The sequence below is a fragment of the Micromonospora sp. NPDC047465 genome, from assembly GCF_040643125.1.
Lineage (GTDB): Bacteria > Actinomycetota > Actinomycetes > Mycobacteriales > Micromonosporaceae > Micromonospora.
Genome location: NZ_JBEYTP010000027.1, coordinates 67,254 through 90,376, shown reverse-complemented (window position 1 = coordinate 90,376; position 23,123 = coordinate 67,254). Strand labels below are relative to the sequence as shown.

At 73.5% G+C, this 23,123-nt stretch carries 20 protein-coding genes; 10 read left to right on the top strand and 10 right to left on the bottom strand.

Annotated elements, in window-relative coordinates; translation table 11 throughout:
• Positions 1–39: 39 nt before the first annotated feature.
• The 6 genes from ABZ793_RS23340 to ABZ793_RS23315 all read right to left on the bottom strand — a co-directional run bounded on the left by ABZ793_RS23340 (position 40) and on the right by ABZ793_RS23315 (position 7,121).
• Positions 40–2,427 carry a glycosyl hydrolase gene (locus tag ABZ793_RS23340; protein ID WP_357460734.1) on the bottom strand — a complete coding sequence of 796 codons (2,388 nt, stop codon included), beginning with the start codon at positions 2,425–2,427 and terminating at the stop codon, positions 40–42.
• Positions 2,428–2,562: 135 nt separating this feature from the next.
• Positions 2,563–3,030: a hypothetical protein gene (locus ABZ793_RS23335; RefSeq protein WP_357460732.1), complete on the bottom strand. Its 468-nt coding sequence runs from the start codon at positions 3,028–3,030 to the stop codon at positions 2,563–2,565.
• Between the two features lie 17 nt (positions 3,031–3,047).
• Positions 3,048–3,929, bottom strand: a complete 882-nt coding sequence (locus ABZ793_RS23330; protein WP_357460729.1) for a sugar ABC transporter permease — start codon at positions 3,927–3,929, stop codon at positions 3,048–3,050.
• Entirely contained in the window at positions 3,926–4,936 is a 1,011-nt protein-coding gene (locus tag ABZ793_RS23325) for an ABC transporter ATP-binding protein (RefSeq protein ID WP_357460726.1), read from the bottom strand. Before ABZ793_RS23325 ends, ABZ793_RS23330 begins: the two co-directional genes overlap by 4 nt.
• A complete protein-coding gene (locus ABZ793_RS23320) occupies positions 4,933–6,234 on the bottom strand; it encodes a sugar ABC transporter substrate-binding protein (protein WP_357460723.1) in 1,302 nt (433 codons plus the stop codon). The genes ABZ793_RS23325 and ABZ793_RS23320 overlap by 4 nt, the downstream gene beginning before the upstream one ends.
• Positions 6,231–7,121 (bottom strand): carbohydrate ABC transporter permease, encoded by an 891-nt coding sequence (locus tag ABZ793_RS23315; protein WP_357460721.1) that lies wholly within the window; start codon positions 7,119–7,121, stop codon positions 6,231–6,233. The genes ABZ793_RS23320 and ABZ793_RS23315 overlap by 4 nt, the downstream gene beginning before the upstream one ends.
• Positions 7,122–7,362: 241 nt before the next feature.
• Between ABZ793_RS23315 and ABZ793_RS23310 the strand changes: the two genes are divergently transcribed.
• The gene (locus tag ABZ793_RS23310) at positions 7,363–9,273 is read left to right on the top strand and encodes a Xaa-Pro dipeptidyl-peptidase (RefSeq protein WP_357460719.1); all 1,911 of its coding nucleotides are present in this window, start codon (positions 7,363–7,365) and stop codon (positions 9,271–9,273) included.
• A gap of 150 nt (positions 9,274–9,423) precedes the next feature.
• On the opposite strand, the gene ABZ793_RS23305 is transcribed toward ABZ793_RS23310, so the two are convergent.
• The 4 genes from ABZ793_RS23305 to shbA form a co-directional block, all read right to left on the bottom strand.
• Positions 9,424–10,653, bottom strand: a complete 1,230-nt coding sequence (locus ABZ793_RS23305) for a helix-turn-helix domain-containing protein (RefSeq protein WP_357460716.1) — start codon at positions 10,651–10,653, stop codon at positions 9,424–9,426.
• A 348-nt stretch (positions 10,654–11,001) separates the two neighbouring features.
• Entirely contained in the window at positions 11,002–11,463 is a 462-nt protein-coding gene (locus ABZ793_RS23300; protein ID WP_357460714.1) for a hypothetical protein, read from the bottom strand.
• A gap of 306 nt (positions 11,464–11,769) precedes the next feature.
• Positions 11,770–12,624 carry an anti-sigma-D factor RsdA gene (locus tag ABZ793_RS23295; RefSeq protein ID WP_357460710.1) on the bottom strand — a complete coding sequence of 285 codons (855 nt, stop codon included), beginning with the start codon at positions 12,622–12,624 and terminating at the stop codon, positions 11,770–11,772.
• Positions 12,621–13,199 (bottom strand): RNA polymerase sigma factor ShbA, encoded by a 579-nt coding sequence (gene shbA, locus ABZ793_RS23290; RefSeq protein ID WP_357460707.1) that lies wholly within the window; start codon positions 13,197–13,199, stop codon positions 12,621–12,623. The genes ABZ793_RS23295 and shbA overlap by 4 nt, the downstream gene beginning before the upstream one ends.
• Before the next feature lie 160 nt (positions 13,200–13,359).
• Between shbA and ABZ793_RS23285 the strand changes: the two genes are divergently transcribed.
• The 9 genes from ABZ793_RS23285 to ABZ793_RS23245 are packed head-to-tail and all read left to right on the top strand — an operon-like array spanning position 13,360 to position 23,121.
• Complete coding sequence (locus ABZ793_RS23285) at positions 13,360–14,373, top strand: ABC transporter ATP-binding protein (protein ID WP_357460704.1); 1,014 nt, start codon at positions 13,360–13,362, stop codon at positions 14,371–14,373.
• Positions 14,370–15,131: an ABC transporter permease gene (locus ABZ793_RS23280; protein WP_357460701.1), complete on the top strand. Its 762-nt coding sequence runs from the start codon at positions 14,370–14,372 to the stop codon at positions 15,129–15,131. Before ABZ793_RS23285 ends, ABZ793_RS23280 begins: the two co-directional genes overlap by 4 nt.
• A gap of 1 nt (position 15,132) precedes the next feature.
• Positions 15,133–15,936, top strand: coding sequence for an ABC transporter permease (locus ABZ793_RS23275; RefSeq protein ID WP_357460699.1), 804 nt, complete (start codon positions 15,133–15,135; stop codon positions 15,934–15,936).
• A 2-nt stretch (positions 15,937–15,938) separates the two neighbouring features.
• Positions 15,939–17,231, top strand: coding sequence for an MCE family protein (locus ABZ793_RS23270; RefSeq protein ID WP_357460696.1), 1,293 nt, complete (start codon positions 15,939–15,941; stop codon positions 17,229–17,231).
• Complete coding sequence (locus ABZ793_RS23265) at positions 17,228–18,259, top strand: MCE family protein (protein WP_357460693.1); 1,032 nt, start codon at positions 17,228–17,230, stop codon at positions 18,257–18,259. The genes ABZ793_RS23270 and ABZ793_RS23265 overlap by 4 nt, the downstream gene beginning before the upstream one ends.
• Positions 18,256–19,239 (top strand): MCE family protein, encoded by a 984-nt coding sequence (locus tag ABZ793_RS23260; protein WP_357460690.1) that lies wholly within the window; start codon positions 18,256–18,258, stop codon positions 19,237–19,239. Before ABZ793_RS23265 ends, ABZ793_RS23260 begins: the two co-directional genes overlap by 4 nt.
• Positions 19,239–20,489, top strand: coding sequence for an MCE family protein (locus ABZ793_RS23255; RefSeq protein WP_357460686.1), 1,251 nt, complete (start codon positions 19,239–19,241; stop codon positions 20,487–20,489). Before ABZ793_RS23260 ends, ABZ793_RS23255 begins: the two co-directional genes overlap by 1 nt.
• A complete protein-coding gene (locus ABZ793_RS23250) occupies positions 20,486–21,895 on the top strand; it encodes an MCE family protein (protein WP_357460683.1) in 1,410 nt (469 codons plus the stop codon). Before ABZ793_RS23255 ends, ABZ793_RS23250 begins: the two co-directional genes overlap by 4 nt.
• Positions 21,892–23,121, top strand: coding sequence for an MCE family protein (locus ABZ793_RS23245; protein ID WP_357460680.1), 1,230 nt, complete (start codon positions 21,892–21,894; stop codon positions 23,119–23,121). Before ABZ793_RS23250 ends, ABZ793_RS23245 begins: the two co-directional genes overlap by 4 nt.
• Positions 23,122–23,123 lie beyond the last annotated feature (2 nt).

Genomic DNA, 23,123 nt, shown 5'->3' with positions numbered 1-23,123 from the left:
GACGGGCTGCCGCCCGCCACCCCCGCCCTGTTCAGCGGGTCACGCCGCGCGGCACGAGGCGAGCACGCCGACCACGCCGACGCCCGGTTCGCGCAGCGGCAGCCGGGTCGACGCCGCCGGGCACCGCGGCACGGTGAGGTCGTGGACACCCCGCCCGAACGTCGCCGCGGTGAGCTGCCGGGTCGGCTCGTGGTAGCGCAGGTACATCACGGCCGCCGCCGGCAGTTCCCCGCCGAGGGAGGCCCACTCGCCGCCGTTCCACGCCGACACGAACACCCCGACGTCGGTACCGACCAGCAGCAGGCCGTCGGCGGTCGGCACCACGGAGTTGACCGGCGCGTCGGGCAGCCCCCTGCCGATGTCCGTCCAGGTGCGGCCGCCGTCGCGCGTCATCATGACGTGCGCGCGGTCGCTGCCGGAGCGGAACGCGGAGAACGTGGCGTAGGCGATGTTGGCGTCCGTGGGGTGCGCCGCCACCCGGGTCACCCACGTGCCGGGCAGTTGCGCGGGGTCGACCTGGGTCCAGGTGCCCCCGAGGTCGTCGGTCCACCACAGCCTGCCGTCGTCCGTGCCGACGTAGAGCTTGTTGCCGTCGGTGGGGGCCGCCGCGATCGTGGTGATCGTGCCCCACGGGTAGCCCGACGGGTCGTTCGGCCCGCCGCCGGTGAGGTCCGGGCTGATCGCCGTCCAGGTGCGGCCGTTGTCCGTCGACCGGTTGACGACGTTGCCCGCGTAGTACATGACGTCCGGGTCGCTCGGGTCGAACTGCAGCGGGGTGAGCCAGTTGCGGCGGTCCGAGGTCGTCTGGCCGGGGCCGATGGACTGGCGCGGCGCGGCGCCGGCGTTCTCCGAGCGGTAGCAGGAGCCGTACTGGCTGCAGCCGAAGACGATGTTCGGGTTCTCCGGGTGGATGATCACCTGGAGGCCGTCGCCGCAGCCGATAGCGTTCCACGGGCCGCCCACGCCGTTGTAGCCACGGTTGCAGCCGTTGTCCTGGGCGCCGCCGACCTTCAGCGCCGGGTCGGTCTGCGCGACGTCCACGGTGTAGAACTGGGTGTACGGCTCGTACGTGGACTTGACCCAGCCGCTCACCCCGTTGTTGTCGGAGCGGTAGAAGCCGCCGTCGTTGCCGAGGTAGGCCCGGCCCGGCACCTTGGGATCCCAGCGCAGCACGTGCTGGTCGGCGTGCATGCCGCCGACGTTGCCGAAGCTCTGCCCGCCGTCGGTGGAGCGGCGCAGGTTGACCCCGGTGAGGAACACGTGGTCGGAGTCGGCCGGGTCGACGAACAGCTTGCCGAACCACCAGCTGAAGGTGGACTGGGACGCCTGGTTGGCGTTGACCGGGGTCTGCGTCCAGGTGTCGCCGCCGTCGTCGGAGCGGTAGAAGGCGCGGAACGGGCCGAGGGCGGTGCCGACGTACGCGTACAGCCGGTCCGGGTCGCTCGGGGCGAGGGCGAGACCCCAGCGGCCCTGGTCGGCGTCGGTCGGCAGCCCGGTGGTCATCCGCTCCCACGTCCGTCCGCCGTCGTCCGAGCGCCACAGGCTGGAGCCGGGCCCACCGTAGGTGCGCTGGTGCGGCTCGCGCAGGTGGTCCCACATCGCCGCGTACACCCGGTTCGGGTTCTCGGGGTCGACGACGACCTCGGTGGCGCCGGTGGTGGCATTCGGTGGGGCGAGGGCCTGCCGCCAGGTGTCGCCGCCGTCCTCGGAGAGGTAGACGCCCCGCTCGCCGCCCGGCACGAACAGGTTGCCGGCGGCCGCGGCGAAGATCCGGTCCTGGTTTTCGGGGTCGATGGCGAACCGGGCGATGGCGTGGCTGTTCTCCAGGCCGACGCGCTGCCACGTCCGGCCCCGGTCCCGCGACCGGTAGATGCCGTCGCCGCCGAAGGTGATCGAGCCGCCGCCCGGCTGCGCCTCGCCCGTGCCGGCGAAGAGCACACCGTCGGTGGTCATCGCGACCGCGCCCATGCTCTGCGTCCCGCCGTCGGGCCAGGCCGGCTCGAAGGTGGCGCCCGCGTCGGCGGAGCGCCAGATGCCGCCGGAGGCGGCGGCGATGAAGATCTGGTCGGCGACCTGCGGATCGACGGCGATGTCGACCACCCGGCCGCCGATGTTGCTCGGGCCGAAGAAGCGCCACTGCTCCCCGGCGAGGTCGCGGTAGGCGCTGCGGGTGCGGGCGGCGAGCTGGTTCGCCTCGCCGCGGGCCTTCGCGTACTTGGCGGCGGACAGGTCTGTGCTGCCGTCGCTGAGCCGCTGGGCGGTCATCCACTCGGCGGGCAGCTCCATCGGCCCGGTGGGGCTGCTGGTGGCCAGCGACTCCTCGCCGCGGGCCGACGGTATCGAGGTCGTCAACGCGGCCGCCGTCAGCAGCGCCAGGGCTGCTGCCACCGGCAGGACGCGTCTACCTCGGACGAGGGTGGGACTCATGCGGATCTCCCGTCCGTGTGCGGGTGCGACCGAGATCCGGTCGTGCGTCGCACGGTAGACAGCACGGTGACCGGCGTCACCCGGCAACTGTTGGGATTCCGGTCGTCGGGTTAGGACACCTGTCGAGCGCCGTCACTAGCCGCGCTGGAACTCCGGCAGTCCCGCGTCCTCCGAGTCCGGTCCCACCACCGCGGTCAGCGTGGTGCCGTCGGCGCAGAGCGCGCCGGCCCGCAGGTACATCCGCCGCTGCTGCGCCCGGGTCAGCACCTCGGCCTCGAAGACCTCGTCCTCGACGCGCAGCAGCTCGACGTCGGTGCGGCCCTCGTAGTGGGCGCGTACGTCCAGCGGGGTCATCCGGACGGTGGCCTCGACCGTCGTCAGGGCCCCCTGCTCCACCACCGAGGTGACGCGCGCGCCGTCGGGCAGCACCAGGCCGGTGACCCGGGCGTCGACCTCCGGCTCGGTGTCCAGCGGCACCCGGTCGCAACTGGGCAGGTTCGCCAGCATCCCGGGGCCCCGCCCCGTCGCCTGCGGGGCGTCCGTCCCGCCGCAGGCGACGAGCAGCGGGACCGTGGCGGCGACCGCGAACACCCGGAGTCTCACCGCAGCAGGATGCCACCTCATCGCAGCACCCGCCAGCGGCGCACCATCAGCAGCAGGGCGGTGATGATGACCGCCGTGAGCGCCATCAGCGCCGTCGAGATGAGCGCGCCGTAGGCGAAGCCGGAGAACTCGAAGGCCTGGTCGAAGATGTAGACGGGCAGGTAGAGCGTGGCGTTGGCGGGCCGGCCGTCGGTGAGCACGTACGCCGGGACGAAGTTCACCTGGAGGGTCAGGATCGTGTCCCGGACCGCCAGCAGCACCAGCACGGGAGCCAGCAGCGGCAGCGTGAGCCGGCGTAGCTGGCCGAACGGGCCGCAGCCCTCCAGCGCCGCCGCCTCGTAGAGCCGGCCGTCGAGCATCCGGCGGGCGGCGAGGACGACGACGAAGCCCTCGCCGATCGGGAACGCCAGCATCAGCACGACCGCCACCCGGGCGGTGGTCGGGTCCGACAGCCAGGTGAAGCCGGGATGGCCGAACAGCCCGAGCAGCTGGTTGAGCGGGCCGTAGAGCGGGTTGAGCACCCACAGGAACAGGACGGCCAGCGCGACGTCGGGGACGACCGTCGGCAGGTAGACCGCGACCCGGAACCACCGCCCGCCCGGCCGGGGCGCGGCGAGCAGCAGCCCGAGCCCCACCGCGGCGAGCATTCGGACCGGCACGGCCAGCGCCACGTGCGTCAGGGAGGCCCGCACGCTGTCGAGCAGGAAACCGTCGGCCAGCATCCGGCGTACGTTGGCCAGGCCCACGAACTGCGGGTCCCGGGTCAGCCCGGTGTGGTCGGTGAACGCGTACCCGACGTTGAGCAGCGCGGGCAGGGCGACCAGCAGCGCGACCGCCACGGCGTACGGGGCGAGGAACGCCCAGGCGGTGAGCTGCCGGCCGGCCCGGACCGCCTTCACCGGCGCCGCCCGGTGGCGGTGTCGAAGCGGTGGACACGCTCCGGGTCGGGGCGCAGCCGCACCGGGTCGCCCGACCGTACGCCCGGCCGCGGGCCGGTCCGCACGACGAGGCGGGTGCCGTCGGGGCACCGGGTCAGCAGGACGGCCTCGCTGCCGAGCGCCTCCACCGCCTCGACGGTCGCCTCGACCGGGCCCTCGGCGTCGAGTGCCAGGTCCTCCGGCCGTACGCCGAGGGTCACGCCGGGCTGGCCGCCCAGCGTGCCGCCGCCGGGCACCAGGTTCATCGGCGGGCTGCCGAGGAAGCCGGCCACGAAGGTGTCGGCGGGCTCGTCGTAGACCTGCTGCGGCGGCCCGACCTGCCGGATCCGGCCGCCGTCGAGGACGACCACCCGGTCGCCGAGGGTCATCGCCTCGGCCTGGTCGTGCGTGACGTGGACGGTCGTGGTGCCGAGTTCACGGTGCAGGGCGAGCAGGTCGGCGCGGGTGGCGAAGCGCAGCGGCGCGTCCAGGCTGGCCAGCGGCTCGTCGAGCAGGTAGACGCTGGGCTCGCGCAGCAGGGCGCGGGCCAGGGCGACGCGCTGGCGCTGCCCGCCGGACATCTCGTCGGGGTGCCGGTCGAGCAGGTCGGCGATCCCCAGCCGCTCGGCGGCGGCGTGGGCCCGCCGGTCGGCCTCGGCGCGGGGGACCCGGCGCACCCGCAGGCCGAACGTCAGGTTGCCCAGCGTGGTGAGGTGTGGGTAGAGGGCGTAGTCCTGGAAGACCATCGCCACGGCCCGCCGGTGCGGCGGCACCCGGGCCACGTCCTGGCCGTCCACGAGGACCCGGCCGCGGTCGGGGGCGTCCAGTCCGGCGATCAGCCGCAGGACGGTGGACTTCCCGGAGCCCGACGGCCCGACCAGGGTGATCATCTCGCCGGCCCGCACGTCCAGGTCGATCCCGTCGACGGCGGTCGTCCGCCCGTACGCCTTGGTCAGCGACTCCAGCCGGATCGCCCCGCGTCCGGTCACCCGCCCGCTCCCGTCGGCAGGGCGAACAACGGCCGGCTCTGCTCCTCCAGCCGGCGCAGCCCCTCCTCGCGCCCGACCCGGCCGTAGAACACCTCCGCCAGCAGCGTGCCCGCCTCGCGTTCCACCCGGGACCAGGTTGCGGTGCGTGGGGTGGCGCGCAGGTGGGGCGCGGCGTCGAGGTAGACCCGCGACGACTTCGGCGGCGCGGCCGGGTCGAGGAACGCCGGGGAGTTGGCGACGTCGAGCCGGGACGGCACGGTGCGGCCGGACTCGGCGAGGATCCGCTGGCCACCCGGGCCCATCGCGAACTCGATGAACCGCCAGGCGTCGCCGTGGTCGGGCAGGCCGGCGCCCATGCAGTAGGCGTCGCTGTGCAGGATCGACGCGGGCACGCCGCCCGGCGCGACCGGCAGCGGCGCCACGTCCCAGGTGAAGCCGTCGATGGTGCGCAGCGTGGGCACGGCCACCCGGCTGTTGAGGTACATGCCCAGGGTGCCGCGCAGGAACCGGGCCTCGCTCGACTCGCTCTGCTCCTCGGCGTCCGGCGGCACGACGTGGTGCGTGAGTTGCAGGTCGAGGAACCAGTCGACGGCCCTGCGGGTGGCCGGGTCCCGGGTGAGGGTCAGGGTGGTGGGGCGGGCCGGGTCGTCGACGAGTTCACCGCGGTTGGACCAGACGAACGGCGCGAGCCGGGGCACGGACGGCTCCACGCCCACCCCGTAGCGGCCGTCGCGGGTCAGCGCGCGGGCGGCGGCCAGGAAGTCGTCCCAGGTCCAGCCGGCCTTCGGCAGCGGCACGCCGGCGGCGGCGAACAGGTCGGCGTTGTAGTAGACGACCAGCGAGGAGAGGTTCTGCGGCAGGCAGGTCAGGGCCTTGCCGTCGAAGCGGAAGGCGTCCAGCGCCTGGGGGCTGAAGTCGCTCTCCTTGAGCACGGTGCTGCGCTCCAGGTAGGACTGCGCCGGCTCGATCGCTCCCTGCGCGGCGAACTGTCCGTAGCGGCGGTAGTTGAGCAGGAACACGTCCGGCGGCTTGCCCCCGGCGAACGAGGTGGTCAGCCGGGCCATCAGCTCGTCCTGGCTGGCGACGGGGGAGAGGTTGACGTCGACGTCTCGGTTGGCCTCCTCGAACGCGGCCACCATCGTGCGGTAGCCGGCGACCTCCTCGGCGTCGCCGAACAGCACGACGGTGATGCCCGACGCGTCGTCGGCGCGGTCCCCGCCGCCGCAGCCCGCGGCGTAGCCAGCCAGCAGGGCGGCCATGACCAGGCCGATCCACCGTCGTGCCCGGGTGTTCGTCACCGGCGTCCTCCAGATCTCAGTGCGGCCAGGGGGTCGTCGTGCAGCAGGATCCGCTGGGCCAGCAGGAACACCAGCACGCACGGGACGGTCGCGACCACGCAGCCGGCCATCAGCAGCGGCCAGTCCGTGGGGTTCAACAGCCGCAGGAACTGCAGGCCGAGCGGATAGGTGTACCGGTCGCCGCTGTGCAGGTACAACAGCGGGTCGATGAAGTTGGCCCAGTGGAACGTGAAGGCCAGCACGGCCACCGCGAGGGTCGCCGGGCGTACCTGGGGCATCGCGACGCGGCGCCAGACCGTCAGCCACCCGGCGCCCTCCAGGCGGGCCGCCTGGAGTTGGGTCTCCGGCACCCCGCCGAAGCTCCAGGCGTAGAGCAGCACCAGGAACGGGCTGCCGGCCAGCACCGCCGGGGCCAGCAGCGGGACGTACGTGTCGACCACGCCGGCCAGGCGGAACAGCTCGAAGCGGGTCGCCCACACGGCCGTCGCCGGGACGAGCAGCACCGCCAGCAGGCCGAGGACCACCCGCCGACGGGCCGTCGGCGCGAGCAGCCGCAGCCCGAAACCGGTCAGCGACGCCACGGCGACGGTCAACGGCACGGCGAGCGCGACGACCAGCGCCGAGTTCGCCAGGTAGCGGAACAGCGGGATCAGCTCGGGCAGCCGGGCGTAGGCGGCCACCGTCGGCTCGGGCGGGAGGAGTTCGAGGGTACGCGGCGGGGGCAGGCCGGCGGGGCGCAGCGAGCCGACCACCATGAACCACAGCGGGGCGGCGAACAGCGCCGCGAACAGGGCCGGTACCACGAAACGCCCGATGATCCGCGGGATCGTGGCGCGACCCGACAACCGCACGTCGCCGAACCTATGGCCGGCGCGCCGTCCGGTCATCGGGCACCTGTTGGAATCGCGTGCCGCCGCCTCCTACGCCTGTCGTACGCCGATGGCGGGCGGCGGGGACGGGGTGCCTGCGACAGACGTAGGAGCCGGGGGCGCGCGCCTGCCACACGTGTCCGATGACCCGCCGCGTGTCCATTCGTACGCTTCGATCAAGCTGATGGCCCGCCGACCTCCTGGTCCTCCCGCCGGAGCGCGGCGGACCGACGGCGGATGCCGGAACGGGAGGAGCGCGATGCGAACCACGAGAACCTGGTGGCGGGCGGCGGTGGTGGTCGTGGCGACCGTGGCCGTCGGCCTGCCGGCGGCCACCGCGACGGCGCGGCCCGCCGCGGAGAGCCTCGGGCCGGTCGTCGAGGGCGGGGTCACCCAGCCGGTGTTCGGCTACGGCGACGCGATCCGCGAGCGGGTCTTCGTCACCTCCGACGTCGACACCGACGCCGACGGCGCGCGCGACGTCGTCGCGATGGACATCATCCGGCCCCGGGCCGGCGACGGGCTGCGCGTGCCGGTGGTGATGGACGCCAGCCCCTACTACTCGACGGTGTGCCGGGGCAACGAGGGGGAGTGCAAGGCCGACCTCGACGGCGACGGCCTCAACGACCGCTGGCCGCTGTACTACGACAACTACTTCGTCCCGCGCGGGTACGCGGTGGTGCTGCTGGACATGATCGGCACCAACAACTCGACCGGCTGCCCGGTCACCGGCGGCCGCGCCGACAACGTCAGCGCGCCGACGGCGATCGACTGGCTCAACGGCCGCCGCCCCGGCCGGGACGCCGCCGGCCGCGCCGTCGTCGCCGACTGGCACAACGGCCGGACCGGCATGATCGGCAAGTCGTACGACGGCACGCTGGCCAACGCGGCCGCGGCCAGCGGGGTGGACGGACTGGCCACCATCGTGCCGATCTCGGCCATCTCCAGCTGGTACGACTACTCGCGCAGCAACGGCCTGGTCACCCGGGCCAACAACTACTCGGGCAGCCTCGCCAACACCGTCACCGACCCCGACCGCAGGGCGCACTGCGCGCCGGTGCGGGACCGGCTCGGCGACGGTGTCGACGACGTCACGGGCGACTACAACGACTTCTGGGCCGAGCGGGACTACGTGCCGCACGCCGGCCAGCTGCGCGCCAGCGTCTTCGTCGTGCACGGCCTCAACGACAACAACGTCCGGCCGGACCACTTCAGCACCTGGTGGAACGCCCTGGCGGCGCACGACGTCCCCCGCAAGCTCTGGCTGACCGGCACCGGCCACGTCGACCCGTTCGACTTCCGCCGCGCCAGGTGGGTGGACACGCTGCACCGGTGGTTCGACTACTGGCTGTACGGCATCGACAACGGCATCATGGCCGAGCCCGCGGTCGACGTCGAACGCGCACCGGACGTCTGGGAGTCCCACCCCACCTGGCCGCTGCCGGGCGCCCAGCCGACCCAGGTGTTCCTGCGGCCCGGCGTCGACGGGGCGGCCGGGGGCCTGTCGGTGAATCCGCACCCCGGCAACGCCTCGGCGACGTTCCAGGACACCCCCTCGATGAGCCAGACCAACGCCATCCGGCACCCGTCGGATCCGCTGGCGAACACGGAGAACCGGCTGGTGTTCCTGTCCGCGCCGCTGCGGGCGCCGCTGCACGTCTCCGGCTCGCCCGTGGTGAAGATCAACGCGTCGGTCGACGGCACGGACACCAGCTTCGCCGGCCTGCTCGTCGACTACGGGACGCGGCCGAGGTTCAGCACCTCCGGCGACGGCATCCGTACGCTGGCCGGGCAGGACTGCTGGGGTGGCGAGGCCACCTGGGGCGGGCACGCCGAGGATGCCTGTTACCGGCAGACGGAGAAGACCGTGGCCAGCAACCCGCAGGAACTGGTCACCAAGGGCATCCTCGACGGCCTCAACCTGACCTCGCTGACCGCGTCGACACCGTTGGTGCCCGGCGTCAAGACGGCGGTCGACGTGCGGCTGCTCCCCGAGGACTACGTCTTCGACGCCGGTCACCAGATCGGCGTGGTCCTGCTCGGCTCGTACTCGGGCTACAGCAGCCGGGCGAAGCAGAACCGGGCCGACATCACCGTGCACTTCGACCGCAGCCGGATCGAGTTGCCGGTCGTCGGCGGCCGGCCGGCGGCGGTGCGGGCCGGCCTGTAGGAGGCCCGGGGACGGGACGCGCGGTGCGCCGGGCGTCCCGTCCCGCCCGTCGCCACCGGTCCGCGTCCCAACGGGCCGCTCGCCACCCGGCCGCAGCCCTCCGCCCGGCCTTGGCGCGGCCTCGGCCTTCCGGCCGGTCTCAGCCCGGCCTCAGCCCTCCGGCCGGTAGTGGCCGGTGAGTCGGCCCAGCTTCAACGCCAGGTGCAGGCAGAGTCGCTCGTTGCCGTCCTTCAGGTCGGTCTCGGCGAGTTCCTCGATCCGCTGCAGGCGGTAGTAGAGGGTGGTGCGGTGCAGCCGCAGCTGCTCGGCGGTGGCGTGGGCGTTGCCGGCCAGGTCCAGATAGCGTTCCAGGGTGTCCAACAACACCGGGTTCGCCTGCTCGCGGAGCAGCCGCTCCAGCCCCGGGTGCACGTCGGCGATGTCGAGGTGCCGGTCGTCCAGGCGCGACAGCACCCGGTAGATGCCCAGGCCGGACCAGGAGACCACGCGGCCCAGGGCGGGCAACCGGACGCCCACCCGGGCGGACTGCAGCGCCTCCGCGTACGACCCGACGGCGTCGGCCAGGCCCGAGCGCGCCTGCCCGACGCCGACGACGGTGCGCTCGACCGAGGCGAGCCCACGGATCGCCTGCTGGAGGTTGTCGTCCAGGAGTTTGGCGGCGACCTCGGGGGAGGGGCGGCCGGCCCCCCGGTCGCCGCAGAGCAGCAGCGCGCCGTGGTCGTCGCGCACCACGTGCAGGGCCTCCCGGGTGCCGATCCAGCGCCGGGTGCTGACCAGCGCCTGTTCCAGCGCGAAGCGGGCCGTCTCGTCGGGCGCCTGGCCGCCGGGCGTGACGAGCTGCGCGACGAGGGCGGTCGCCGGCCCGTCCCCGACGATGAGCCCGGCCTCCCGCAGCGCCCGTACCGACCGGTCACGGGTCGTCTCGCTGTCGGACAGCAGCGTGCGCGCCGCCTCCGTCTCGCGTCGGGAGGCCAGCTCCCCGAGCAGGTTCTCCCGGTAGAGCGCCAGCGACAGCTCGCTCACCAGCCCGGTGGCCTCGATGTCCGCGCCGGTCATGGTGCCGTCCGGGTCGATGAACCACACGAAGCCCAGGAGCAGGTCGTGGTGCCGGATGGGCACGCAGACCCGGGGCAGGAGGTCGAGTTCCTTCGACGGCGGCGTACGCACCGGCTCCCGGGCCTCCAGGATGCCGACGTCGCGGAACCAGGCCATCACCTCGGGCGTGGTCTGCCGGCGCAGGATCGACGCCTTGCGGACGTCGTCCATCAACCCGGTGTGTTCGCTGTAGACGACCAGGCGCTGACGCCGGTCCTCGATCAACGCCGGACGCCCGACGTGGGCGGCGAGGGCGTCGACGATGCGCTGCAGCTCACCTTGCATGTGACCCTCCGGTCGCCCGACCTGCGCCACCGCTGCCGCGCACGGCCGTGCGGCCTGTCCGTGATGTCTCCGTGCCGCCTCGAATCGTTTCCTCCCCGACCGGACTCGATCATGATCTGATCAGCTCGTCAATGGATGAGCGCGGTCGGTGGTCCTTCTCGTTACAACGGCCGCTGTGCGGCGTCGCGCCGGCGGCGTCCCGTGACGCGGCCGGAGGCCGCAGGATGCCGTGACGAGCGGATCGGCATCGGGAGTGCGTTGCCCGGCGGGGCCACCCCGGCCCGCTGTGGACGGAGATCCGGCGTCCCGCACCCCCGTCTCACCGAGGCGGCCGGACGCCCACGTCGATCACCGCGTGCAGGTGGTGCCCCCGGTTCGCGGACCGGGCCGCCGCGTCCGCCGCGTCCGGCCGGCCGCCGAGCAGGACCGCCCGTCGGGGGCCTGCGCCCCGCACGGCCGACCGGGCGCAGGTGCGGGGTGCCAGGAGTCGCGATATCCGCGTACGAACGCCAGCGCGTCGGCCACCGACGTGGTGACAGCCTCCACCCCCTGCCCCACCAGCGCGTGCAGCGGCGCGAACGGCGGACGCGGCCGGCCGGGCGGAGCGTCGGCGACGAAGACCGCGCGCAGTCGACCCCCGGTGCGGTTCCACGCCGACACCTGGACCACCTCCCGCTGCACGTCCCCCACCAGGAACGGCCCCTCGGACGACACGGTGCAGTCCCAGTCGGCCTCGTCGATCGCGCCGACCACTGCTCGGAACAGGCCGGGAAGTCGGGCGGCGGAGTCAGGGGGCGGGTCAGGCAACAACGGGATCACCCCATCCTCGGATAGCGCAGTGGTCGAGGGACGCCACGGAACCAGGGCGCATCCCCGTCTTGTTGTCGTCACGGCACCGCGATTCGAAACATCCTTTCGATATGACGAATCCCACAAAGAAAGGCGCGGCTGGCCCTTGCGCTCGGCGGATCCCCTTCATCATGCCCGCTCCGGAGGTCCAGCCCGTGCCGGCGGCGACGACGGGTCACCAGCGCGTCCGTCGTCCGGACCGTCTCCTGCACGACTGCCGCCGTCGATCGAGACCTCGGCGAGGGGCACGAGGCGGTGCGGGACGGCCTAGCTCAGGAGCCGGCCCTTGCGGAGGGGCAACTCGGGCAGGACTGGCACGCGCGTCGGCGGGACCGGTTCCGGGCGGAGCGAGGGCAGCCCCGGCAACTCGGGCAGCGGGACGGCAAGGCCGGGGGCGGGGGATGGGTCAGGCCCGGATCTCCCGGGCTGCGGCGGGGCGGGGCTGGCGGGCGTCGGCCCACCGTCGCCTGTGGGCGCCGGGGGCACGGGGTCCGTCGACGGCGCACCGGGTGTCGCCACCGGGTCGAGCAGCGCGTGTTGCAGGGAGTCGAGTTCCGCGCTGAGCCGGCGGACGGCGGCCGGGTCGTCGATCGCCGTGAGCTCCGTCCGCGCCTCCTCGACCAGGGCCCGGGCCTCGTCCACCCGCCCCGCGGTGGCGGCGGTACGGGCGCGCTGGATGGTGTGTTCGACGAGCCGCACGTCCGCCTGTTCCGGATAGAGCACCCTGGTCAGGGACCACAGGGGGCTGCTCGGCCCGGCGTGCCTGCTCCCCACCCCCAGTCCGGTGGAGAGGACGACGACGACCGCGATGACGGCGGCCGCTAGGCGCAGCACGCCCCGGCCGAGCACCGCCGACCGGGCCCTCCTCGCCGACGCGGCCTCGACGGCGGGCCGGAACGTGTGGCCTCCGCCGGCGATGGGCCGGAGGCCGTGGTCGTCATCGGCGTCAGGCCGGAGGGCGTCGCCGTCGGCGACCTCGTCTCGCCAGGCGGCCAGCATCGCGGCGAGGTCGTCACCCGCCGGCCCCGGCTCGCCGCGGCCGAGGGCGTCGAGCAGCTCGTCGTCCCGGGCGATCGTCGCCAGGTCCAGCTCCTCGCCGCCGTAGCGGGTCTGCTCGCTCATGCCGCCACCTCGTCGAGTGTGTCGCCTGCCAGGGTACGGAGGCGGGCCAAGGCCCGGGACTGGGTCACTCGGACGGCGGCGGCGGACATGCCGACGACGGTGCCGACCTCCTCGGCGGAGAGACCCACCGCCACTCGGAGGACGACGATCTCCCGCTGCACGTCGGGCAGGCGGTTGAGCAGCACAGACAGCCGGCGGGCGAGGTCGGTGGCGACGGCCTGCTGCTCCGGCCCGGGTTCCGCGGCCGGCCGGTCGAGGGGGGTGTCGGCGAGGGTGACGGAGGCGGCCCGTACGGCGGCGCGCTGCGCGTCGGCCACCTTGTGTCCGGCGATGGCGTAGACGAACGCCGCGAAGGGCGTGCCCTGCTCCCGGTAGCGGGGCAGCGCCCGCAGCACCGCGAGGCAGATCTCCTGGGCGACGTCGTCGGCGGTGACGTACGCGCCGCCGATCCGGCCCAGCCGCGCGCGGCAGTACCGCAGCAGCCCGGGACGGATGTCGCTGAGCAGGGTCGCGACGGCTGCCTGGTCGCCCTGGGCGGCCCGGCGGACGAGCTCGGGCTCGATCGTTGTGGTCATCGCGTCGCGGAACACCTTCGTTACCAGCGGATTACGGGCACGCTATCGAGCCCGGCCCGGTTTGCCTAGCGCACGTTCCGTGTCCACGAACCTCCGGAAAGTAGTTGTTGCGGTCGGGTCGGTCGCGTCGATGTCCAGTAGGGAGTCAGGGGAGGCAAGCGTGGGCGTCGAGGTGACCGTGCAGGGGCTGACGAAGTCCTTCGGCGGCCAGCCGGTCTGGTCCGACCTCAGCCTGACCCTGCCGGCCGGGGAGATCTCGGTGCTGCTCGGCCCGTCCGGCACCGGCAAGTCGGTGTTCCTCAAGACTCTCGTGGGGCTGCTGCGGCCGGACCGCGGGGACGTCTGGATCGAGGGCCGGAACCTTCCTCGGCTCTCCGAGCGGGACCTGTACGAGGTGCGCAAGCTGTTCGGGGTGCTGTTCCAGGACGGCGCGCTGTTCGGCTCGATGAACATCTACGACAACGTGGCGTTTCCGTTGCGCGAGCACACCCGCAAGTCCGAGTCCGAGATCCGGGCGGTGGTCGACGAGAAGCTCGACATGGTCGGTCTCGTCGGCGCGGAGAAGAAACTGCCCGGTGAGATATCGGGCGGGATGCGCAAGCGGGCCGGGCTGGCCCGGGCGCTCGTCCTCGACCCGCAGATCGTCCTGTTCGATGAGCCGGACTCCGGGCTCGACCCGGTCCGCACCGCCTACCTCAACCAGCTCATCATCGACCTCAACCAGCGCACCGAGGCGACGTTCCTGATCGTCACGCACGACATCAACACCGCCCGCACCGTGCCGGACAACATCGGCCTGATCTACCACGGGCACCTGGCCATGTTCGGGCCCCGGGAGATGCTGCTGTCCAGCACCGAACCGGTGGTGCGGCAGTTCCTCAACGCCCAACGGATCGGCCCGATCGGGATGGCCGAGGAGAAGGACGCCGAGGAACTCCAGGCGGAGGCCCTGTCCGGCGCCGAACTACCGCCGCTGCCACCGATTCCCGCCCAGCTGCAGCCCTCCGACGGCCGGCCGCGCCGCGCGGAACGGCCACCCGGCCAGTGGTGCCGGGAACACGGCGTCACCCCGCCGCCCGGGTCCTTCGAGGACCCGCGCGTCGGCGAGGCCACCCCGGCCGGGCCTCCGGTGCGGACGGGCGGGCACGGGGATGACCAGCAGGTGCCGCGATGAGGACCGTCGTACGCGAGTCCGGCCACTTCTTCGCGTTCTGCCTGGACACCCTGCGCAGCCTCGGTCGGCGGCCGGTGCAGGTCCGGGAGTTCGTCCAGCAGGCGTGGTTCATCAGTTCCGTGTCGATCCTGCCGGCGGCGCTCGTCTCGATCCCGTTCGGCGCCGTCATCGCCCTGCAGCTCGGCTCGCTCGTCCGCCAGCTCGGCGCGCAGTCGTTCACCGGGGCCGCGTCGGTGCTCGCCGTCGTCCGCGAGGCCGGGCCGATCGTGACCGCGCTGATCATCGCCGGCGCCGGCGGCTCGGCGATCTGCGCCGACCTGGGCTCCCGCAAGATCCGCGAGGAGCTGGACGCGATGCAGGTGCTCGGCATCGATCCGATCCAGCGGCTGGTGGTGCCCCGGGTGCTCGCCTCGATGCTGGTCGCCGTCCTGCTCAACGGGCTGGTCAGCGTCGTCGGCGTGAGCGGCGGCTACCTGTTCAACGTGGTCATGCAGGGCGGCACCCCCGGCGCCTACCTGGCCAGCTTCCAGGCCCTGGGCCAACTACCCGACCTGCTGGTGGGCGAGGTGAAGGCGCTGCTGTTCGGCGCCGCCGCCGCGCTGGTCGCCGCGTACAAGGGGATGACCGCCAAGGGCGGCCCGAAGGGGGTCGGCGACGCCGTCAACCAGAGCGTCGTCATCACGTTCATGCTGCTGTTCGCGCTGAACTTCGTCGTCACGGCCGTCTACTTCCAGGTCGTACCGCAGAAGGGGACGTGACGTGCCGGTGCTGCGACATCTCGACGACCTGGGCGGACAGCTCGCCTTCTACGCGCGGGCCGTGGCCTGGGCGCCGCGCGCCGTCCGGCGCTACAAGCGCGAGGTGGTGCGGCTGCTGGCCGAGGTCAGCTTCGGCACCGGCGCTCTCGCCGTGCTCGGTGGCACCGTCGGCGTCATCTGCTTCCTGACCTTCTTCACCGGCACCGAGGTCGGCCTGCAGGGCTACCAGGCGCTCAACCAGATCGGCAGCAGCGCGTTCACCGGCTTCATCTCCGCGTACTTCAACACCCGCGAGATCTCGCCGCTGGTGGCGGCGCTGGCGCTGTCCGCCACCGTGGGATGCGGGTTCACCGCCCAGCTCGGTGCGATGCGCATCTCCGAGGAGGTGGACGCCCTGGAGGTGATGGCCGTGCCGTCGCTGCCGTTCCTGGTCACCACCCGGATGATCGCCGGGTTCATCGCGGTCGTTCCGCTGTACGTGGTGGGTCTGCTCTCCAGCTACCTGGCCACCCGCACCATCGCCGTCTACTACTTCGGACAGTCGGCCGGCACCTACGACTACTACTTCCACCTGTTCCTGCCGCCCGAGGACGTCCTCTGGTCCTTCGGGAAGGTGCTGGTCTTCAGCGTGATCGTGGTGCTGGTGCACTGCTACTACGGCTACACCGCCAGCGGCGGACCGGCCGGCGTCGGCATCGCGGTCGGCCGGGCCGTCCGGCTGGCCATCGTCGCCGTCAACATCGTCGACTTCTTCCTGTCGCTGGCCATCTGGGGCGCCACGACCACCGTCCGGATCGCGGGGTGAGCATGAGACATCGCATCCTCGGCATCGTCTTCGTCGCCGTGCTGGCCGCGGCGCTGACCGCCTCCGTCCTCCACTACCACCGGGCCTTCACCCCGACCGCCTGGGTCACCCTGCACGCCGACCGCGCCGGGTTGCAGCTCGGCGACGGCGCCGACGTGAAGGTACGCGGGGTGCTCGTCGGCGACGTGCGCTCGGTGCGCAGCGACGGGGACGGCGCGACCATCCGGCTCGCGCTGGACCCAGCCCGGACCGCCCGGATCCCCGCCGACGTCAGCGCGCGCCTGCTGCCCAAGACGCTCTTCGGCGAACGCTACGTCGAACTCGTCCCGCCAGCGGCGAGCAGCGCCGGGCCGATCCGCGACGGCGCGGTCATCGGCCAGGACCGTAGCCACACGGCGTTGGAGCTGGAACGGGTCTTCGACGAGGCGCTGCCTCTGCTCCAGTCGATCCGCCCCGACCAGTTGGCGGCCACCCTCGGGGCCCTGGCCACCGCGCTGGAGGGGCGGGGCGAGCAACTCGGGGCGAACCTGACCCGACTGGACGCCTACTTGCGGCAGCTCAACCCGGCGATGCCAGCCATCGCGGAGGACGTCCGCGCCCTCGCCGTCGTGGTGGACAGCTACGACGCGGCACTGCCGGACCTGCTGGCGCTGCTGCGGGACGTGACGGTCACCGCCCGCACCGTCACCGACCAGCGCACCCAGCTGGCCGCGTTCCTGGCCCAGACCACGGACACCGCCGACGTCACCCGAGGCTTCCTCGACCGGCACGGCGACCAGCTCATCCGGCTCGGCGCGGTCAGCCGGCCGGTGCTCGAACTGCTCGCCACCTACGCCCCCGGGTACCCGTGCCTGATGAGCGGCCTGGTCGCCCTGCAACCCCGCGTCGAGGAGGTCTTCGCCGGCGGGCGGATGCACATCACCCTCGAGGTCACCCGCGACGGCGGCAAGTACGAGCGCGGCCGCGACGAGCCGGTCTACGGCGCCGACGACGGCCCGCACTGCCACGGGCTGCCCCGGCCCTCCACGCCGGCGCCGGAGGTGCCGGTCGACGACGGGTACGACTACTCCGGCGCCCGGAACCCCCTACCGCTGCCCGTCGGCGTGCCGGCCCAACCGCCGGCCTCGGCCCCCGAGGCTTCCGCCGCCATGGGGCGGGCCGCCACCGGCGAGGAACGCGCCCTCGTCAAGCCCCTCGTCGGCGCCGTCACCGGCACCCCGCCCGCCGAGGTCCCCGACATCGCGGTCCTGCTGTGGGGGCCGCTGCTGCGCGGAGCGGTGGTGAACGCACGATGACCGGGAAGACGACCCTGCCGCTGGTCAAGCTGGCCGTCTTCGCCGCCGTGACGCTGCTGCTGACCGGCCTGCTCGCGCAGACCCTCGGCGCGTTCCCGGCCGGCGGCGTCACCTACCGCGCCCGCTTCACCGACGCCACCGGCCTGCTGCCCGGCGACGACGTGCGCATCGCCGGGGTCCGCGTCGGCCGGGTCGGCGACATCCGGGTCGTCGACGACACGGTCGCCGAGGTGTCCTTCACCGTCCGCGACGAGGTGCCGCTGGCCACCAGCGTCCGGGCCAAGATCCGGTACCGCAACCTGGTCGGCCAGCGCTACCTGGCGCTCACCGAGGGGCCGGGGGACCGCCGCCCGCTGCGGCCGGACGGCCTCATCCCCGTCGACCAGACCACCCCGGCGCTGGACCTGACGGTGCTGTTCAACGGCTTCCGGCCGCTGTTCACCGCGCTCAACCCCGAGGACGTCAACAAGCTCGCGTACGAGATCATCCAGGTGCTCCAGGGCGAGGGCGGCACCGTGGCCAGCCTGCTGCGGCGCACCGCCTCGCTCACCAACACCCTCGCCGACCGCGACGCCGTCATCGGCCGGGTCATCACCAACCTCAACACCGTCCTGGCGACCCTCGCCACCCGGGACCGCGACCTCGACCGCGCGATCCGGCAGCTGCAGCAATTCGTCTCCGGGCTGGCAACCGACCGTACCGCCATCGGCGAGGCGCTGGTCAACCTCGGCGACCTCACCGGCGCGACGTCCTCACTGCTGCGGGAGGTGCGGCCGCCGCTCGCCGCGGACGTCCGCGCCCTCGACCAGCTCGCCGGCACCCTCAACCGCAACTCGGCCGTCATCGACAGCACCCTCGGCCGGCTCCCCGAGCGCTACGAGTCCCTGACCCGCGTCGCGTCGTACGGGTCCTGGTTCAACTTCTACCTCTGCGACTTCGACGGCCGGGTGGTGGCCGCGGGCCAGACGCTGGACCCCGTCACGTTCAGCGCGCCGGCCGCCCGGTGCGCCACCGGAGGCACCCGATGAAACCCTTCCACGAACGCAACCCGATGATCGCCGGCACCGTCGGGCTGACCCTGATCGCCGCGACGTTGCTCGGCGCCTTCCAACTCGACCGGCTGGCCGCGCTGACCGGCCGCGCCTACCAGGCGGCCTTCTCCGACGCCAGCGGCCTCTCCGTCAGCAACGAGGTGCGGGTAGCCGGCGTACGGGTGGGCAAGGTGACCGCCGTGGAACTCGCCCGCGACAGCCGGCCGTACGTGCGGGTCCGGTTCCGGGTCGACGACGACGGCGTACGCATCGGTGACCGCACTGGCGCGACGATCCGGATCAACACGGTCCTCGGACAGAAGTATCTGGCGCTGTCACCCGCCGGGGCGGGCCGGCTGCCCGAGGGCGGGCAGATTCCCCTGGACCGCACCGCCGCGCCGTTCGACGTCGTGCAGGCGGTCACCGGGCTCGCCGACACCCTCGACAAGGTCGACACCGACCAGCTCGCCGCCGCCTTCGCCACCCTGTCCGAGACGTTCGCCGACACCCCCGCCAGCGTCAGCTCCTCCCTGGTCGGACTGTCCCGGCTCTCCCGGACCGTCGCCGAGCGCGACGCCGAACTCCGGTCGCTGCTGACCCGGGCGCGGCAGGTCACCGGCGTGCTCGCCGCCCGCGACGAGGAGTTCCGCAAGCTGGTCACCGACGGCGGGGCGTTGCTGGCCGAGGTGAAGCGCCGCCGCGACGCCATCCACAAGCTGCTCGTCGGCACCGACCAGCTCGCCACCCAGCTGTCCGGTCTCGTCGCAGACAACCGCGCGAAGCTCAACCCCGCGCTGAACCAGCTGCGCAAGGCGGTCGCCATCCTGCAGCGCAACCGCGACGACCTGGAGCTGACCATCGAACGGATGGGCCCGTTCGTCACCGCGTTCGCCAACGTGGTCGGCAACGGCCGGTGGTTCGACTCCTACGTGCACGGGCTGGTGCAGCCCTACCAACCCGCGACGGGAGACCGATGATGCCGGGACCCGTACGGCGGTGGCGACGTCCGATCGCCGCCGCGACCGTCCTGCTGACCGCCGTCGCCGCCGCCGTGGTGACCGTGCGGTCCGACCCGCCGCAGCGCCGGCTGGTCGCCCACTTCACCCGCGCCGTCGGTGTGTACCCGGGCTCCGACGTGCGGGTGCTCGGCGTACGGGTGGGCGAGGTGGTCTCGGTGACCCCGCAGGGCCGCACGGTACGCGTGACGATGGCGTACGACCCGGAGGTGGACGTCCCCGCCGACGCGCAGGCGGTGATCGTCCCGCCCAGCGTCGTCAGCGACCGCTACGTGCAGCTCACCCCCGCCTACACCGGCGGGCCCGCCATCGCCGACGGCGCGGAGATCCCGCTGGCACGCACCGCCGCGCCCATGGAGATCGACGACATCTACCAGGCGCTGGACGAGTTCAACCGGGCCCTCGGACCGCAGGGGGCGAACGCCGACGGCGCACTGTCCGGCCTGGTCGCCACCGGCCGCGCCAACCTCGAAGGCAACGGCGCCCGCCTGAACGAGACCCTCACCGGGCTGTCGCGCGCCCTGTCGACACTCGCCGGCGGGCGGCAGGACCTGTTCGGCTCGGTGGTCAACCTGCAACGGTTCACCACCACCCTGGCCCGCAGCGACCAGCAGGTGCGCGCCTTCAACCAGCAACTGGCCGACGTGGCGCAACAGCTCGCCGGGGACCGCGACGAACTCACCGCCGCCCTGCGCAACCTCGCCGTCGCCCTGGCCGACGTCACCACGTTCGTCCGGCAGAACCGCACCGTGCTCACCGCAGACGTCGCCGCGCTGGCCGACATCACCCGCGTGCTCGTGCGGCAGCAGCAGGCGGTCATCCAGATCCTCGACGTCGCACCGCTCGCGCTGAACAACCTCGCGCTCGCGTACAACCCCCGCTCGGGCACGCTCGACACCCGCAACAACGCGACCGGCCCGTACGACCCCGCCGGCTTCGTCTGCTCGCTCCTGGTGGACCAGTTGCCGGCGGCGAAGGTGCCCGCGAAGTGCCACGCCCTCGCCCAGGCCCTGCACGCGCGCAAGCTGCCGATGACCGACCAGCTGCGCAAACTGCTCAAGCTGCCGCCCGGCGCCCCGGTGACCGGCCAGGTCCCACCGGGTAGCCCGCCCTCCCCGGCACCCGGCGCGCCGGTCATCCACCCGGCGCCGGGCGGCCCCGACCTCGCCCCCGACCTGACCCTCGGCGGGATCCTGCGGGGGCCAGCGTGAGCGCCCGGCTGCGCCGCGCCCTGGCCGCCGCTGTCGTCGCGGTGCTGCTGCCCGCCGGATGCGGCCTTCCCGAGGTCACCGACCTGCCGCTGCCCGGCGGGGCCCCCGACGGGACCGGCTACCGGGTGACGGCCGAGTTCACCGACGTGCTGGACCTGGTGCCGCAGGCCGCCGTCAAGGTCGACGACGTGACCGTCGGCAGCGTCGAGAGGATCTCGCTGGCCGGGTGGACCGCCCAGGTCACCCTCCGCATCGACCGCGAGGTCAGGCTGCCCGCCAACGCCACCGCCGCCGTTCGGCAGAGCAGCCTGCTGGGCGAGAAGTACGTGACCGTCGCGACGCCCTCCACCGAACCGGCCCGCGGCCGGCTCGCCGACGGCGACGTCATCCCGCTGGTCCGCACCGCGCGCGGCGCCGAGGTGGAAGAGGTGCTGGCCGCCCTAGGGCTGCTGCTCAACGGCGGCGGACTGGCCCAGCTGCGCACCATCAACCAGGAACTGGTGAAGGCCCTCGACGGCCGCGAACCGGCCGTCCGCGACTCGCTGCGCCAGCTCGACACCTTCATCGGCGGGCTGGAGCGGCAGAAGACCGACATCGTCCGGGCGGTCGAGGCGCTCGACCGGCTGGCCGGACGGCTGGCCCGGCAGCGGCAGGTGGTCGGCGACGCCGTCGACTCGCTCGCCCCCGGCCTGACCGTCCTCAACCGGCAACGCGCCCAGCTGACCAAGGCGCTGACCGCCCTCGGTGAACTCGGGCGGGTCGGCACCCGCGTCGTCGACCGCAGCCGCGACGACACGCTCGCCAGCGTACGGGCGCTGCAACCGATCCTGGAGCAGTTGGTCCGCGCCGGCGACGACCTGCCGAAGTCCCTGGACTTCATGCTGTCCTACCCGTTCCCGCCCAACGTCACCGGCGCGATCGTCGGGGACTTCGTCAACCTCTCCGTCACCGCCGACCTGGACGCGGCCAGCATCCTGGCCAACCTGGTCGCCGCCGCACCCGCGGCGAACCGACCGGCGGTCCCGCCGACCGGCCCGGCCGTGCCGCGGCCACCCGCCAACGGGGGACCGGCGAAGCCCGGGGCGCGGCCGGGCGCGAGTCCGCTGCCCGAACTCCCGCTGACCGGGTGCCTGCCCGACCCGGAGAACTTCCCGGCGACCTGGACGCCGCCGAAGGACTGCCTGCTGCCGGAGGGCTGCGTCCTGCTCAGGCCCGGCTCGCGGGTGCCTGTCGGCGGGCTGATCCTGCCGAAGGGACTGGTGCCGCCCGGCACCGCCTTCCCCGCCGGGACCGAACTGCCCGCCGGCACGGTCCTGACCGCGCAGTGCGTGCTGCCGGTGACCGGAGCGATCACCGGCCAGATCGGTGACCTGCCGGACGTGCTCGGAGGGGGACTGCTGCCGTGATCGGACGTGGCACGACACTCAAGGTCCTCGCGTTCGTGGTGGTCAGCCTGCTCGGCGTCGCCTACGTCGGCGTGCGCTACGTCGGTCTCGGCGACCGACTGCTCGGCAGCGGATACGTCGTCCACCTTGACCTCGCCCGCGCCGGTGGCATCTTCCCCAACGCCCCGGTCACCTACCGTGGGGTGCCCGTCGGCCGGGTCACCGCGGTCGCCCTGCACGGCGCCGGCGTCCGGGCGGACCTCCGCATCGAGCGGGGCGTGCGGGTGCCCGAGGACCTGCGGGCCGTCGTCGCCCAACGCTCCGCCGTCGGTGAGCAGTACGTCGACCTGCGCCCGGACCGCGACGCCGGACCGTACCTGCGCGACGGCTCGGTGATCCCCGCCCACCGCACCGGAGTCCCGCTGGCACCCGAGGTGCTGCTGACCAACCTGGACGCCCTCGTCCGGTCGGTCGGACCTGAGGACCTGACCGTCCTGATCACCGAACTGGGCGCCGCCTTCGAGGGCAACGAGCGCGCGCTGGCGCGCATCCTCGACGCCGGCGACGCGCTGCTCGACGACGCCACGGCCGCCCTGCCCCAGACACTGCGGCTGATCGAGGACGGCCGCACGGTCCTCGCCACGCAGGCCCAGTCGGCCGAGGCGCTGCGGCGGTGGGCGGCCGGGCTCGCCCAGCTCGCCGCCGCCGTCCGCTCCGCCGACCCCGACCTGCGCCGCCTCCTCGCCGACGGGCCGCCCGCCGGCGAGGAACTGGAGGCGCTGCTGCGCGGGCTGGAACCCGCCGTGGGCACCCTGCTCGGCAATCTCGTCACCGTCAACGGCATCGCCGTCCGGCGGCTCGCCGGTATCGAGCAGCTGCTGGTGGTCTATCCGATCGCCGTCGCGGGCGGCTTCACGGTCACACCCGGCGACGGCACCGCCCACCTCGGCCTGGCCGTCAACGTCAACGACCCGCCGTCCTGCGTGTACCGCGGCGGCGGACGGCAGTGCAGCCCGCAGGACCGGGCAGCCGGCGCGGGAGTCCGTGGGTCCGCCAACGCGCCGCGGCCCTCCGGCGCCGATCCCACCCCGGCGCCCGCCCCCCACTCCGCCGGCTACGACCCGGCGACCGGGCTGGTGCTCGGCGTCGACGGCCGGCCGCTGCAGTTCGGCGGCACCGGCGGCCAGTACCGGACGGCGGGAGACCAGTCGTGGAAGCAGTTGCTGCTCGCCGGGGTGACCCGGTGACC